We start from the raw sequence: 15159 nt of genomic DNA, 5'->3' as shown, positions 1-15159 counted from the left end.
CTTGTTTCCTTTGGGGTTGCTAGATAAGGAGTCAAACTCCTCTCTACCGATTATTCTATGCGGTAGACGCTCCTCTCAGTTAGATGTTGCTTGACAAGTCCGAGAATCTGTAATGCTAGCATTATAAATCACTAAGGACACACCGTCAGGCGGAGTGATAGGTTGTTTTGTCAGGCTATGTATGCTTTTTAGTCTTTTATTAACGTTTGTCGGCTGAAAATGAGCAATTACAACAAGCTAGCCTATATTTAGACTATAAGAGTTCTATTTTCTAGGCGCGCCAAAATAATAACAACAAGAGAGAGTGGCTATGAACTACATCAAGGGAGCTGGAGCTTCCCTCCAACTGCTTTTACTTCCAGTCTTATTTTCTTCGGTAACCGTACTTGCAGCTGATCAAGGTCTTATGTTCAATGCAGATGAGCCTTGTGAGCAATGTCCGGTTTTAAATGAGGCGTCAGTTCCAACAAGTGACTCGACTATGGATGGCGCTGCTGCTAAGCAGACTCAAGCGCTCTCTCAAGAAAGTGACGGTTTTCTAGAGGATGCTCAAGAAACTAATAGCGGTACATTTAGTTATGTAGGTGGGCAAACACGCATTGGAGTTGGTTTAGATACTGAATTTAAAGGCCGTGCTGATATTAGTCATACCTTTTCAGACACCAAAAATAGTGCTACCAGTGGGCAAGCGTGGGTAGGCATTAATCCTAGTGCAAAGAAAGCTAAAACATCTGCTGAAAAAGATGAGGAGATACTGACTGGGGCAGGCGTCAAACTCAATCATAATTGGGTGAGTACTGATGCTACGGGTCAACCTGTTAGTGTGAATAAAATCTTTGGAGCTTATGATCAAAATGAGTTGAAAGACAAGAAAGTTAGCGTCGGTTATGGTCAAGAAAACGAAGATATGTTTTGGTCAGGACATCTCAGCAAAGGTTTATCAGATAGTCGCGAATCCGGCAAAACTGCTGATGGTCAGGTGATTTATGAAAAAGCCTATGACTATGGGGTTGGCGGACGTGTGGGTTCATTTATTGATGAGCAACTGATGCGAGTGCAAGGCGGTCTCGATTATGAATGGGGTAAAGAAAAAGCTCAGGGTGAAAAAACAGCTTCACAATTGACGGTCTCTGGTGGTCTGGAGAAGTTTTTCTTTGACTCACCCCATAGCGTAGGTGCGAATGTGGAAGTCGTCAAAGAGCAGGGCGGCTACGTGAACGATGAACACAAAGCCGATGTGCGTGGCAATGTGAGCTATCGTTATGAGTTTGGTGGCGAAGGCATTTATCAAGCTGACCAAAAATATAAGCGAGTTCGAGTCGAGATTCCGGGCAAAACCATTGTTACCAAAAAAGCTCCTAAAATTGAGCGTAAATTGGTTAAGCATACAATGGAGCTAGAGTCTGATGCTTTCTTCGAGGTCGATAAGTATAATTTAACTCAGGAGGCTCAGCAGCGTTTACGCTCAGTAATGGCGCGGATTCGGGATTCTGGTCATGAGGGAAATATTCGCATTACGGGGAATACCTGTGATAAAGGCTCCACTGAGCATAACCAAACGCTCTCAGAGAATCGTGCTAATGCGGTGCGCCATTTCATGGTTAACAATGGTTTTGCTGAGCAAGAGTTATTAGCCCGTGGTCTAGGCGAGTTGCACCCTAAATATCCAAATAAGCCGGAAACTGCGCATAAAAATCGACGTGTTGATATTGAATACGTTACTTACGAGACTAAATACCAAGATCAAACCGTTCAGCAAGGTCAAGAAATACGTACTCAAACCGAGCCGCAAGTCGTTTGGCGTAAAGAGCTAATTCAATCCGTACCCAATTGGGTGGGTCAGGCCCTACACAACAATATTCAATATAAGCAAACGATTGATACTTATCGTACTTTAGGTGCTGCGGGTGATACGGGAAATACAACTCCGAATACGGCTCCTGTTGCGGAGGATGATGCAGAGACAACGGTTGCGGATTCTAAAGTCATTATTGATGTCTTAGCGAATGACACGGATGCGAATAACGATACCCTGACGATCAGTAGTTTTGACGAAACCAGTACCGAGGGTGGGAGTGTGAGCTTAGTGGATGGAAAATTGTCTTATATTCCAAAAGCTGGCTTTACTGGGACTGATACTTTTAATTATATCATCTCTGATGGTCGAGGTGGGAAAGATGAGGCGACTGTTGCCATTACAGTAAATACGAATGGTTCGGGTGAAAATCAAAAGCCGATTACAGCGACTGACTATGTCACCGTAGCAATGGGAGGTACCGTGACCATTGACGCTTTAGCCAATGATTCAGATGCTGACGGTGATACTTTAACGATTACCAGTGCCGATGAAACCAGTGTTAAGGGTGGTAGCATTAGCTTAGTTGATGGAGAACTATCTTATACTGCACCTGATGGCTATAACGGCGTTGATACCTTTAATTACACCATTTCTGATGGGCGTGGCGGTACAGCAATGGGCGTAGTTTCCTTAACCGTAGGCTCTACTGAAACATCACTCAAGCCTGATGATGATAGCTATCAAGTTACCGCGGCTGATTTAGACAGTAATGGTGAAGCCAGTTTGGATATTTTAACTGGGGACGAATACTCAACAGCAGTCACGATTCGGGTTGAGCGTTTACCGAGTTATGGAAGTCTTAGTTCACTGAGTGCTGATAACACTACTAGTGGACCTAGGGTTAAGTACAAACCTAATGCAATTGGCACGGGTCAAACAGATAGTTTCACTTATGTCTTAATCGACAGTGACGGTAAGGTGAGTAATCCAGCTACAGTAACCATTACTTTGCCTGACTCTGGTAGCGGTACTACCTTTGATGCAGTAGATGATGGGGTGAATACGAAAGACACTATTTATAATTTTACAAGCGCTGATTTTGCAGCCACCAATGTCAAATCACGCACCTTAACAGTGTTAGATAACGATATTGGTACTGATTTGCAGATTGTAGCAGTCAGTATACCGCAATACGGCACGGCTAAAATTAGTACTGATGGTCTATCGATTATTTACACCCCACGGCATGGCTATTGTAATGACCATAGCTTTACTTATACCGTGCGTGATGCGTCTGGCAAGGAAGATACCGCGACTGTCTATATCAATATTGATTAGATAGCTGCCAACTCCATAATCTTCAAGCTACTAAATCGGGCAATGACTTTCCATCATTGCCCGTTCTTATTTTCTATTGATTCACGTTAAACTAGTCGAGCTTGGAACTTAGTGCAACTAAACACCCTAAGTTAAAGTCTGACCCATTGATTGGTAGCTAGGAATAACTAAGTGATTGGAACACAAAGCGTCCCAGTAAAGCGCTCTAGGCGTTGGGTGAAATGGGGGATTGAGCTAGCGATTGTGCTAGTACTGATTTTTGGTGTGCGGGCTTGGCAACAACGCACTTTAATCGTAGGTGAAGCGCCAGCCTTCAATGAAATTGATTTGCAGGGACAAGAAGTTTCACTGGCTGCCTATCGCGGTAAACCTATGTTGCTACATTTTTGGGCTTCATGGTGTCCCATTTGTGAAATGGAGCAGGGCAGCATCAATAGTGTGATTAAGGCAGGTTGGCCATTGATAACAGTGGCTTACTCTTCAGGTGAAGCTGAAGAAGTCAAACGTTATATGGAGCGCAAGGGTATCAGTGACTGGATCACGATTGTCGATAATGACGGCGAATTGGCTCGTCAATATGGTGTGGTAGGTGTGCCTACCAGTTATGTATTAGACAGCGAAGGCTCAATTAGCTTTCGTGAAGTGGGCGCGAGTACCAGTTGGGGCTTACGTCTCCGGTTATGGGTTACCGAAAATTTCAACTAAAATCTGATCCCCAAGCGTGCCAGCATGATTAGACCAAATGAACTTACGATTAAGCCTGCTATTAAACGAGTAACAGGTTTGCGAATGAGTTGATTCAATCGACTAGCAGCGATCCCCATCAACAGCAGATTAGGCAAAGTACCCAGTCCAAAAGCTAACATCAACAATAAGCCATTGACAGCACTACCTGCAGATAAACTCCAAATTAGAATGGTATAAACTAAACCACAAGGTAGCCAGCCCCAAATCATCCCGAAGGGCAGCGCCTGCAAGGGGGTTTGGATAGGAATAAAACGTCGACTGAATGGCTCTAACTTGCGCCAGAAAATAGCTCCACCCCGTTCTAGTTGCGCAATTCCACGCCAAATACCTGCTAGGTAGAGACCTAAAGCGATCATAAACAGTGCAGCAAACAAATAAAGCACTTGTTGGGCTGCGTGTAAACCGGTTAAAGATAAAGCGGCAGCACCTAAACCACCAGCTAAAGCCCCCGCTAGGGCATAACTACTAATTCTTCCTAAGTTATAGGCGAGTAATATAGGAAAGCTTTGGTGATTGGCTTGGCGAGTAAAACCCACTGCACTAATTAAACCTCCACACATCCCTAAACAATGTACACCACTAAACAGGCCAATGGCGAAAGCTGCAAGGTATTGAGACTGGCCAAGCAAGACATCAATCTGTTGTTGGAATTGGCTAAGCCAAGTGAGATCCATACTGATTAGTTAAGCAGATAGCGGGTTTGGTACTGACCTTGGTCATAACCCGCAAAGAAATTAGTGAGTAGAGGATGCTCAATTGGCTCATTAGAATGATCTGCTGCTAAATTGCGTTGAGCTACATAAGCAACTCGCCCATCCTCATCTATCAAAACGTGATACCAAGGCTCATTTTTGGGTGGTGTACCAGTATTGGCATTTTTCTCATACCACTCTTCAGAGCCTTGAAATTCAGCGTCGACGTCGAAGACAACACCACGATAATTAAACAGGCGATGCTGAATGATTTGACCGATGGCAAAATCTGCTTTCTTATGCATTTCTAGGATAGTCCTTCACCAAACACGAGCTAATAAACTAAATATGGGGTTTATTAACAAGCTTATCAAGAGCCTTGTGCTTTGAAGTCTCGAATCACTTGTTGAGTGGCACTAATCCGTTCACGATGTAAGTGTTCACGAATTTGCTCACCTTGATAGCCCTGCTGGATAATCGCGTGCACATTCACTGCTTGGCAGGATCGTAAAACAGTACGGAAAAAATCGGCTTGTGGATAGGGCCGCTGCTCAAAACCTAACCTGCCTTGGCTATCCGCTTGGCAAGCAATCAATAAATCTTCAAAGCGTTCAGGTTTCCGGAAAGCATCACAGCTTTCTAATACATTGACACAAGTCTTCGCTTGCTGCTCAAAGGCTCTATGAATATGGGTGTGATAGCGTGCATTCAGTTCGGCTAATTGTTGGAAAGCTTTAGGGGCGTGATAACGTTGGCAAAGTTCACGAACTAAAGCATAGCTACGTTCTTCATGTCCATAATGACTAGGCAAAATATCTGGCGGAGTTAAACCTTTGCCCAAGTCATGAGTTAAGGCTGCAAAGCGAACCGCGCTTGAGTTGCTCAACTGAGTGGCGTGTTGTAGAACCATCAAAGTATGAATACCGGTATCAACTTCTGGGTGATGCTGAGCGGATTGTGGTACACCAAACAAACGCTCAAGCTCTGGAAATAGGACTTTTAAAGCACCACAATCGCGTAAGGTTTGAATAAAGCATTCTGGGTTAGGTTCTGTTAATGCTTGTTCTAGTTCCTGCCAAACACGTTCTGGCACCAAGCTATCAACCTCACCTGCTGCTATCATCGAACGCATTAGCTCTAAAGTTTCTGCAGCAATGGTAAAACCATAGTGTGCATAACGGGCATGAAACCGGGCTACTCGCAAAATTCGTACGGGATCTTCAGCAAAGGCAGGAGACACATGGCGTAAAATACGTTGTTCAAGGTCAGCCTGTCCACCATAGGGGTCAATAATCTCTCCCTCCGCTGTTTCGGCCAAAGCATTAATAGTTAGATCACGTCGTTGCAAGTCCTCGACTAAGGTAATGCTAGGGTCAGTGTAAAATGCAAAACCATGATAACCCTTAGCTGTTTTACGCTCAGTGCGTGCTAGTGCGTATTCTTCATGCGTTTCAGGATGCAAAAAAACTGGAAAATCTTTACCAACAGGGCGAAAACCTAAGGCTTGCATGTCTGCTGGAGTAGCGCCAGTGACAACCCAGTCTCGATCCTTAATAGGACGGCCTAACAAGCGATCACGGACAGCTCCACCTACTAAGTAGTATTGTAATTTGTGCATTATTTACTGTTTTAACGAGTCTTATGAAAGCATAGCATGAGGATATACAGCACTGAACAGTATTTACTTGATGGATTGCAACTTATTCCTTTTATTACGTTGACGCTCCTAGGTGTTTATGGTCTTATCGAAGTGCTTGGGAAAGTTCAATACTTATGATTGGAGTCTAGTTACCCTACTTTTGAGAGGGGTGTGGTAACTGTAAGTCTAGGAGAGTTAAAACATGGCTCATGTAGTTGTACTGGGTGCAGGAACCGGGGGGATGCCTGCTGCTTATGAATTAAGAGATGCGTTGGGCAATGAGCACGAAATTACTGTGATCAATGAACGTGATTACTTTCAATTTGTGCCGTCTAATCCATGGGTGGCTGTAGGTTGGCGTAACCGAGCAGATATTACCTTTGATATTGCTCCCTATTTAGAGCGTAAGAACATTAAGTTTATTGCCGGTCGTTGTGAAAAAATCGATCCCACTGCTAATCAACTCGAACTAGCGGGAGGGCAAACGGTTAAATATGACTATTTAATGATTACTACTGGCCCGAAGTTATTCTTTGAGGAAGTTCCAGGTGCAGGGCCGCCAACTGGAAATACCCATTCAGTTTGCACGGTCGATCATGCTGAAGCACTCTGGCAGGACTATCAGAAGCTGTTACAAAAAGGAAGTGGACATATTGTGATTGGCGCGATGCCTTTTGCAAGCTGCTTTGGTCCAGCTTATGAGTTCGCGTTTATTGTGGACTGTGACTTACGTAAGCGCAAAATTCGCCATAAATTCAAAATGACCTATGTCAGTTCTGAGCCTTATATCGGGCATTTAGGTTTGGGTGGTGTGGGTGATTCTAAAGGTATGTTAGAGCACGAATTGCGTAACCACCATATTGACTGGATTGTTAATGCTAAAACAGTGAATGTTGAAGCGGGTAAGTTACATATTGAAGAATACGGTGAAGATAAAGCACTGAAGAAAACGCATGAAATTGCCTTTGATTTAGCGATGATGCTGCCTGCTTTCAAAGGAGTAGATGCAGTTGCAGCAGTGCCTAATTTATGTAATCCACGTGGTTTCGTATTTGTTGATGAGTTGCATCGCAATCCAACCTACAAAAATATCTATTCCGCTGGCGTATGTATTGCCATTCCACCGGTTGAAGCTACGCCTGTCCCCACAGGTGCACCGAAGACCGGATATATGATTGAATCCATGGTTACTTCTGCGGTACATAATATAGCAGACGAACTGGCAGGTAATCAGCCTCACACCACCGGTACTTGGAATACGATCTGTTTAGCAGACTTCGGTGATACCGGTGCAGCATTTGTGGCCTTGCCGCAGTTGCCTCCACGCAATGTAGCGTGGTTCAAGAAGGGTAAATGGGTACACTTAGCAAAAATCGCGTTTGAAAAGTACTTTATCCGTAAAATGAAAAAAGGCAGCTCCGAGCCGTTCTACGAAAAGTCGATCCTAAAAATGATGGGTATTACCCGAATTTAGGAACGCAAGCGAATCCAGAATCAGGAGTCTGGGCTTTTGCAACGGGAAATAGTGTATGCTATTTCCCGTTTTTATTTGGATTGCAAACGCGCAAAATACCTTATCTATGAATACTCCAAATCCTGCTGAAATGGCTGAGTCGGTAAGAATTGCCTTAGCTGAAGATCTTGGTAGTGGCGATGTCACTGCTGATTTAATTGCTCCCGATACGATTTCCCGTGCCACGGTTATCACCCGTGAGGATGCGATTATTTGTGGGATTGCTTGGTTTGATGAGGTCTTCCACCAAGTTAATCCTACTATTCAAATCACTTGGCATTTCCAAGATGGGGATCAAGTCAAAGCCAATGATATCCTCTGCCATATTAAAGGCAATGCTCGCGGTATGCTCACTGCCGAACGTAGTGCTTTGAATTTCCTGCAAACGCTCTCTGGCACAGCGACTGCTACCCGCCGTTATGTAGATCTAATTGCGCATACGAGCTGTCGTATTTTGGACACACGTAAAACTCTGCCCGGTTTACGTAATGCACAGAAATATGCAGTGCGTTGTGGCGGTGGGGTCAACCATCGCATTGGCTTGTATGATCGTGTCTTAGTGAAAGAAAATCATATTATGGCGGCTGGGTCGATTACTGCAGCGGTGGCACAAGCCCGCCGTTTACATCCTACGCTTAAAGTTGAAGTGGAAACGGAAGGTTTAAAAGAATTAGCGGAGGCGACTGCGGCGCAAGCAGATATTATTATGCTAGACGATTATCCTATGGAACTGCTGCGTGAAGCCGTAAAAATCACGGCAGGCCGCATTCCTTTAGAAGCATCGGGCGGTGTCAATTTGGAGACTGTGAAGACGATTGCGGAAACTGGGGTAGATTTCATATCGGTTGGTGGTATCACTAAGCATGTGCGCGCGGTGGATTTATCGATGCGTTTTGAGTTGCAGGATTTTAAAGCGTGAAGCCGTTAATTAGCTTAAGTTTAGGCTTTTGTGTGCTGATAGGTTTAAGTGCTTGCGGAAATAAAGGTCCACTCTATTTACCGGATCAAGTAGCAGCTAAGCAGTCAGTCGTCAATGCAGACCAAGCTCCGCAAAAACAACAAATTGAGAAAAAGCAGTAATGGATTATTTCAATTATCGTGATGGCGAATTGTTCGCTGAAGAAGTTTCAGTCGCTAGTTTAGCTAAAGAATACGGCACACCTTGTTATGTCTATTCACGTGCTACTTTAGAGCGGCATTGGCATGCGTTTAATGATGCTTTTGGTGAGCAGCAGCATTTAGTGTGTTATGCCGTTAAAGCTAACTCAAATTTAGCAATTTTAAATTTATTCGCGCGTTTGGGATCGGGTTTTGATATTGTCTCGCGCGGTGAGTTAGACCGGGTGCTCACTGCGGGTGGAGCGGCGAATAAAATTGTATTTTCTGGTGTTGGCAAAACGCATTTGGAAATTCGCTATGCGCTTGAGGTTGGGATTCGCTGCTTTAATATCGAGTCCGAGGCGGAGTTAGAACGTATTCAAGTCATCGCCGCTGATATGGGCAAGATTGCGCCTATTTCGCTACGGATTAATCCTGATGTCGATGCACAGACACATCCTTATATTTCAACCGGTTTAAAAGAAAATAAATTTGGCATTAGCATTGATAATGCTGAAGCTGTGTATCGGCATGCTGCTGATTTGCCAAATATTAGTGTACAGGGTATCGATTGTCATATTGGCTCGCAGCTGTTAACGCTTTCGCCGTTTATGGATGCCTTAGATCGTTTATTAGCTTTAGCAGCACGTTTAGAGCAGCAAGGGATTCACATCCATCATTTAGATTTAGGTGGTGGTTTAGGGGTACGTTATTACGATGAGCAGCCACCTGAGCCGGCTGATTATATGCGTCAGCTATTTACTGATGGGCGTCTAAAAAAATACGAAATTGTTGTAGAGCCGGGTCGAACCATTGCCGCAAATTCTGGCATTTTAGTTACTAAGGTTGAGTATCTAAAACATTCTGACTATAAGAATTTTGCCATTGTAGATGCCGCGATGAATGATTTAATTCGCCCCGCTTTATATTCTGCTTGGCAAGAAATTATCCCAGTTCAGCCGCGTACTACAGGTGAAGTTGAAACCTTCGACATTGTAGGACCGATTTGTGAGACCAGCGATTTTTTAGGGAAAGATCGAGATTTGAATATCCAAGCGGGCGATATTTTAGTGGTACGTTCGGCGGGTGCTTATGGGTTTGCGATGTCTTCTAATTATAACTCACGCCCACGGGCTTGTGAGTTGATGGTGGATGGTGCAAAGGTTCATGTCGTTAGACAACGTGAAACTCTCGAAGATTTATGGCGTGGTGAAGCCATTTTACCAGCGTAAAGGCAGTTTGCGGTTGATAACAATGCGTTTTTGACCGTCAATGCTGATATAACCACCCGTACGTAAGTCCTTCAAAATACGACTGACCATTTCCCGTGAGCAACCTACCATCTCTGCAATATCTTGATGCGTCATACGTGGGGTAATTTGCCCCTCGTCATGCTCTTTCGCTTGTTGTAAGAGTACGCGAGCGACCCGTCCATATACATCTAAAGTCGATAAAGAGCAAATGGTCTCATCCAATGCCCGCAAACGCTTAGCTAATACACGCAGCATCGGCAATAAGGTTTCTGGATGATTATCAACAAACCGATTAAACGATTCTTGGGTGAGCATCAAAGTGCGTGTTTTAGCTACTGCTAAAACTGATGCAGAACGTGGCTCATTATCGAGCAAGCTCAATTCACCTACAAAGTCACCAGTTCCTAAGAAAGAGAGCACGACTTGTTTGCCTTCTGAACCATTCACAAAAACTTTCAGGCGGCCTTCTAAAATAATATGCAATGAATTACTCATCTCACCTTGTGAGGTGATGATACTACCACGCGGATAAGTAAATTCATGCGTGAGGCTGAGTAGTTCAGCTAATTGGGGTTCTGGCAAACCTTCAAATAAAGGAATTTCTTTTAGCATAAGAGAAAAGACCCGATTTCTTAATTGCTGCTCTTTTAGATTATGCCATTTTTTAATAGCTTGTGTCGGGGTATTGCAAGGTTAGAACCACCATTGAGCTTGTATTTAGGGTATTTCCGCTGGGGTAACTAAGCATCTCTAGCTAAGTAGTCTATGCTTATGAGGAACCATGAACCAAAAGGAGTTTGATTATGGCTCAACAACAGTTAGAAACTTCAACAGTAGGATCGGTACTCTCAAAGCGTGGCAAAGTAACAGCTATTCGTCCTGGAGAAACAATGCGCATCTTAAAGAGAGGCGATGCAATTTATGCCGATGACACAGTCAGCACTGTGAGAGGAGCAACCCTGCAGTTACGCATGCTAGATCGAAATATTGTGATGCTTCGCGGCGGAAGTTCTTTTAAAGTAGGCCAATACAAACCTGATGCCCAAGTCGCTGAGATCAAGCGCTTTGATTATGCAGGTGGGGAGCTGCGCCCGAGTCGGAAAGGCCTATCGTTTTAAGTTTGTTGTAGGCAACGAGCTAGCCACTCACTAAGCGTAGATTTGTATGTATCATTTTATTGTGCACCGCACAAAAAAATGATACAACATTCAAATTGGCAGCATGCCAATCTATTGTTTAATTTAATGAAGTGGCGGTTTTGAATGGAACTAACAGCAATCTATCCGGGAACCTTTGACCCCTTAACGAATGGGCATCTGGATTTAATCAAGCGTGCGCGTCGTTTATTTAAAAACGTGGTTGTTGGTGTTGCTGCAAATCCTCGCAAGAAACCACTCTTCAGCTTAGAGGAACGTGTTCATCTGATTCAGCAAGAAGTAATCAATCTGGGCTTAGACAGTAGTGTCAAAGTTGTCGGGTTTGAGTGCTTATTAGTCGATTTCGCCCGCCAATGTAATGCTCGTGTATTAATTCGTGGGATGCGCGCTGTGTCTGATTTCGAATTTGAATTCCAATTAGCTAGTATGAACCGTGCTTTAGCTCCTGATGTCGAGTCGGTTTTTTTAATGCCGGGTGAGAGCTTTTCCTTCGTTTCCTCGACTTTAGTCAAAGAGGTAGGAAAACTAGGTGGAGATATCTCACGTTTTGTTTCACCACCGGTGAATGAAGCTTTACAGCGCAAAATTGCTGAGTGGAAAGCTGGACAGGATAGCATTCAAATCTAAGTCCGACCATGATTTGGGTTAATGTTCTTCCTAGCATGAGCTTGCTAGAATGTCTGCCACTTGAATACTGATAAGGAACTTATTCATGGCCTTGATGATTACTGATGAATGCATCAATTGTGATGTTTGTGAGCCAGAGTGCCCCAACAATGCGATTTCTCCGGGCGACGAAATTTATGTGATTGACCACAATCGCTGCACCGAGTGTGTGGGTCACTATGATGAACCACAATGTGTTGCCGTTTGCCCAGTAGATTGTATTCCTAAAGATCCTACGCATACTGAGACCAAAGAGCAGTTACAACTAAAGTATGAGAAGCTCATGGCTCAATAAACTAAGTATTTGCTTGATCCCCTCTAACTGGAGGGGATTAAGCAATAGTTTTATGGTTTCTCGGGAATATAAGTCAGTAAAATTTTGTGATTCGCATCTAACAGATTTAGTTGCCCAAGTGGCAAAGCATATAAGTCCACTGCTTCTAAAGCTTGCAATACTGCCCGCTCCAAAGCTCCACCTGTTCCCATACAGGCCATTTTAGTAGTTCCCAAAGCACTTAAAGCTAAGCTTCCAGTTGAGCTAGCTAGATAACTAGCAAATAAGCGATTGCAGCCAGTGAAACCGGTTAAACGACCATTTTCAAATTTTAACGTCGGTGCAGCTGCATCATTAGGAATAGCTTTGCCCTCAATAGCAGTCAGTTGCCAGGAGTGCTTATCTAAAGCGGCTTGTGGTACGGGATCATTGGCTTTAATACCCCGACTACAGGCAGACATAATGGCTAAAGCCATCAGCACAATAAACAGTTGGCCGGCGATTGAGCCGAGTATTTTTTTAATCACGATGCTGAACCTTTGGTATTATTGTAATAATGTAGAGCAGGTGACACTGCAAAAGTTGCAGGCAAATTATTAAATTTTGTTAGGCTCATGGCAATCCTCGCGTGACAACTGGACAATATTCATCATTAAATGCTGAGACTGAGTTGAAACTGCAGCCGATTGGGTTCATTCAATCTTGCTATAAGGAAAAGTTTGGCATTCCCCGCCAATCTGGGTTAGTCACGGCAGCGCAAGCAAAATTGCAACTATTACCCACTTTTTCTCAGCCTGAAGCCTTTAAAGGCTTAGAGCAATTTAGTCATATCTGGTTGATTTTTCAGTTTCACGCTAATCTTAATGATTCATGGTCGAATACTGTTAGACCACCACGTCTAGGTGGTAATAAGCGCTTAGGGGTATTTGCAACGCGTTCTACATTCCGGCCTAATCCCTTAGGTTTATCGGTAGCAGGTTTAGAGAAAATTGAATTTGTAGGACAAACGACTTGTTTACATTTGAGTGCTGTGGATCTATTAGATGGCACTCCAGTATTCGATATTAAGCCTTACTTGCCTTATGCTGACAGCATTTTGGGAGCACAAGGTGGTTTTGCTGAGCAAGCGCCAGCTAGCGAGTGGGAAGTGGTTTTTACCCTAGAAGCTAAGCGACAGTGTGAGAAAAAAAGTTGCCAGCTTGGAACGGAGCTTGAGTCATTAATTCGACAAATTTTAAAGCAAGACCCGCGCCCATCTTATCGGGCTCAATCTGTAGATAAACACATTTATGCAATGAAATTGTACGATTTCGATTTACAATGGCATTATAAGGCAAAATTAATTGAAGTCATTGGGCTAGTTGACTTAAACAAGTCATAAGCTAAGCATTAACGCTGTTGAAATATCTTATAAATAAGCATGTTAAATAGATTCTCTACTCCGCATCAGTGTAGTCTCACCCTCTTTTTAGGTTTTATCCTCGTCCTCGCGGTTTTTTTTGCGAACCCGGGGTGGACAGATGAAGAGGACGCAGCGACTACATCTGCTGAGGAAGTTACTAGTCCTACACTAACGCGCACTCCCCCTCAACCAGCTGAACAAGCTACTACCCGGCATTCTCAGGTACAGGATTTACCGCCCTCAGTTCTAGCTTTTATGCAAGAGCGTAATATTTCTGCTGATGAAATTAGCGTGTATGTACGCGATGTGAGTGCGGACGGCCCTTTAATTCAGCATGAGGTTGAAGTGCCGCGTAATCCCGCTTCAACAATGAAGCTCTTAACCACTTGGGCGGCTTTAAAAACTTTAGGGCCAGCGTGGACTTGGGATACGGAAGTTTGGACACGTGGTGAATTACGGGATGGAGTTTTACACGGTGACCTAGTTCTAAAAGGCTATGGTGATCCTTTTTTAGTCTACGAATCATTTTGGCAGTTAGTGCATGATCTGCGTTTAAAAGGCCTACAAGAGATTACAGGCGATCTTATCATTGATAATAGCTTTTTTGAGTTACCCTCCATTAATCCAGCCGCCTTTGATGGTGAGCGCGAGCGCGTTTATAACGCACCACCTTCAGCTTTGATGTTTAACTTCCAAGCTACACGTCTGTTATTTGAGCCAGATATGGCTGCTAATAAGGTTAATGTGATTGCCTTTCCTAAACCAACAGCAGCGTTAAACGAGCAATTAGAGTTTGTGAGTGGCGATTGTACCAAGAAGCGGCATAATCCCCAGGTGCAAACCCAAATAGATGGCCGTATTAAAGTCTCTGGCTCTTATATCGGTAGTTGTGGTTCACGCTTAGAAACCCTAGTCCTTTCGAGTCCTGAAGAACATGTATTTAATGCCTTCCGTGATTTTTGGCAAATGCTTGGTGGGAAGTTAGATGGGAGGTTACAAACGGGACAACTCAAAACAGGTGATCGTCAATATTATGTGCATACTTCCATGCCTTTAGCCGAGCAGATTCGGTTGATTAATAAATGGAGTAATAATGTTATGACGCGCCAAGTCATGTTAACAGTAGGCGCGAAAATGTTCGAAGCCCCTGCTACACTGGAGAAAGGGCGTTTAGCTGTATTAAAGGTTTTAACCGACCAAGGTATTTCTACCCAAGGTTTGGTGATAGATAACGGTTCAGGCTTATCGCGGAATGAGCGGGTTAGTGCCCGCCAAGTAGGGGAGTTACTACAAGCCATTTGGCGCGATCCTTATATGCCAGAAATGCTCAACTCTTTACCTTTATTGGGTCAAGATGGCACTTTAGCTCGGCGCTTTAGGCGGAGTGATTTAGCCGGCAGGACGCGCTTAAAAACAGGCACTTTGCGTGATGTGAGCGCCATTGCGGGTTATATGCTCACCCGTAGCGGGAAACGCATGATTATTGTGATGCAGCAAAACGGCCAGCGTTCAGCAGGTTTCGGACATAGTTTGCAAAATCTGTTGTTGGAATGGGTCTTTGAACAGTAACTAGGATAGATCT

Annotated in this window: 16 protein-coding genes; 11 read left to right on the top strand and 5 right to left on the bottom strand. The window is 43.9% G+C overall.

What is annotated here, in order from left to right; genetic code table 11:
• The first annotated feature begins 310 nt into the window (after positions 1-310).
• Together Q0307_RS02430 and Q0307_RS02425 are read left to right on the top strand one after the other, a co-directional pair.
• Positions 311-3136 (top strand): Ig-like domain-containing protein, encoded by a 2826-nt coding sequence (locus Q0307_RS02430; protein ID WP_298655930.1) that lies wholly within the window; start codon positions 311-313, stop codon positions 3134-3136.
• Between the two features lie 171 nt (positions 3137-3307).
• Positions 3308-3841, top strand: coding sequence for a protein disulfide oxidoreductase (locus tag Q0307_RS02425; RefSeq protein WP_298655927.1), 534 nt, complete (start codon positions 3308-3310; stop codon positions 3839-3841).
• Here the strand turns inward: Q0307_RS02425 and Q0307_RS02420 are convergent.
• The 3 genes from Q0307_RS02420 to Q0307_RS02410 all read right to left on the bottom strand — a co-directional run bounded on the left by Q0307_RS02420 (position 3838) and on the right by Q0307_RS02410 (position 6193).
• The gene (locus Q0307_RS02420) at positions 3838-4557 is read right to left on the bottom strand and encodes a sulfite exporter TauE/SafE family protein (RefSeq protein WP_298655925.1); all 720 of its coding nucleotides are present in this window, start codon (positions 4555-4557) and stop codon (positions 3838-3840) included. The genes Q0307_RS02425 and Q0307_RS02420 overlap by 4 nt on opposite strands.
• 5 nt (positions 4558-4562) lie before the next feature.
• Positions 4563-4880: a heat shock protein HspQ gene (gene hspQ / locus Q0307_RS02415; RefSeq protein WP_298655923.1), complete on the bottom strand. Its 318-nt coding sequence runs from the start codon at positions 4878-4880 to the stop codon at positions 4563-4565.
• A gap of 65 nt (positions 4881-4945) precedes the next feature.
• On the bottom strand, positions 4946-6193 hold the full coding sequence (locus Q0307_RS02410; RefSeq protein ID WP_298655920.1) for a multifunctional CCA addition/repair protein: 1248 nt from the start codon (positions 6191-6193) through the stop codon (positions 4946-4948).
• Between the two features lie 223 nt (positions 6194-6416).
• Between Q0307_RS02410 and Q0307_RS02405 the strand changes: the two genes are divergently transcribed.
• The 4 genes from Q0307_RS02405 (at position 6417) to lysA (ending at position 10057) form a co-directional block, all read left to right on the top strand.
• On the top strand, positions 6417-7688 hold the full coding sequence (locus Q0307_RS02405) for an FAD/NAD(P)-binding oxidoreductase (protein ID WP_298655917.1): 1272 nt from the start codon (positions 6417-6419) through the stop codon (positions 7686-7688).
• A gap of 106 nt (positions 7689-7794) precedes the next feature.
• Positions 7795-8646 carry a carboxylating nicotinate-nucleotide diphosphorylase gene (gene nadC / locus Q0307_RS02400; protein WP_298655973.1) on the top strand — a complete coding sequence of 284 codons (852 nt, stop codon included), beginning with the start codon at positions 7795-7797 and terminating at the stop codon, positions 8644-8646.
• Positions 8643-8807: a lipoprotein gene (locus tag Q0307_RS02395; protein ID WP_298655914.1), complete on the top strand. Its 165-nt coding sequence runs from the start codon at positions 8643-8645 to the stop codon at positions 8805-8807. The genes nadC and Q0307_RS02395 overlap by 4 nt, the downstream gene beginning before the upstream one ends.
• Positions 8807-10057, top strand: a complete 1251-nt coding sequence (gene lysA, locus Q0307_RS02390) for a diaminopimelate decarboxylase (protein WP_298655911.1) — start codon at positions 8807-8809, stop codon at positions 10055-10057. Before Q0307_RS02395 ends, lysA begins: the two co-directional genes overlap by 1 nt.
• Here lysA and Q0307_RS02385 read toward each other — a convergent pair.
• A complete protein-coding gene (locus Q0307_RS02385; RefSeq protein ID WP_298655908.1) occupies positions 10046-10690 on the bottom strand; it encodes a Crp/Fnr family transcriptional regulator in 645 nt (214 codons plus the stop codon). The two genes, lysA and Q0307_RS02385, sit on opposite strands and share 12 nt — an antisense overlap.
• Positions 10691-10881: 191 nt before the next feature.
• On the opposite strand from Q0307_RS02385, the gene Q0307_RS02380 reads away from it, so the two are divergent.
• The 3 genes from Q0307_RS02380 to Q0307_RS02370 all read left to right on the top strand — a co-directional run bounded on the left by Q0307_RS02380 (position 10882) and on the right by Q0307_RS02370 (position 12196).
• Positions 10882-11196, top strand: coding sequence for a hypothetical protein (locus Q0307_RS02380; protein ID WP_298655905.1), 315 nt, complete (start codon positions 10882-10884; stop codon positions 11194-11196).
• A 144-nt stretch (positions 11197-11340) separates the two neighbouring features.
• A complete protein-coding gene (gene coaD / locus Q0307_RS02375) occupies positions 11341-11862 on the top strand; it encodes a pantetheine-phosphate adenylyltransferase (protein ID WP_298655902.1) in 522 nt (173 codons plus the stop codon).
• Between the two features lie 85 nt (positions 11863-11947).
• Entirely contained in the window at positions 11948-12196 is a 249-nt protein-coding gene (locus tag Q0307_RS02370; protein ID WP_298655899.1) for a YfhL family 4Fe-4S dicluster ferredoxin, read from the top strand.
• A 50-nt stretch (positions 12197-12246) separates the two neighbouring features.
• Here Q0307_RS02370 and Q0307_RS02365 read toward each other — a convergent pair whose 3' ends face one another.
• Entirely contained in the window at positions 12247-12702 is a 456-nt protein-coding gene (locus Q0307_RS02365; protein ID WP_298655896.1) for an META domain-containing protein, read from the bottom strand.
• Between the two features lie 101 nt (positions 12703-12803).
• On the opposite strand from Q0307_RS02365, the gene tsaA reads away from it, so the two are divergent.
• Both tsaA and dacB read left to right on the top strand, forming a co-directional pair.
• A complete protein-coding gene (tsaA, locus tag Q0307_RS02360) occupies positions 12804-13556 on the top strand; it encodes a tRNA (N6-threonylcarbamoyladenosine(37)-N6)-methyltransferase TrmO (RefSeq protein WP_298655894.1) in 753 nt (250 codons plus the stop codon).
• Positions 13557-13595: 39 nt separating this feature from the next.
• Positions 13596-15146: a D-alanyl-D-alanine carboxypeptidase/D-alanyl-D-alanine-endopeptidase gene (dacB, locus tag Q0307_RS02355; RefSeq protein ID WP_298655890.1), complete on the top strand. Its 1551-nt coding sequence runs from the start codon at positions 13596-13598 to the stop codon at positions 15144-15146.
• Positions 15147-15159: the final 13 nt, after the last annotated feature.

It is taken from the genome of uncultured Thiothrix sp. (assembly GCF_937873765.1).
Classification (GTDB): Bacteria; Pseudomonadota; Gammaproteobacteria; order Thiotrichales; family Thiotrichaceae; genus Thiolinea.
This window is presented reverse-complemented; position numbering and strand designations above follow the sequence as displayed.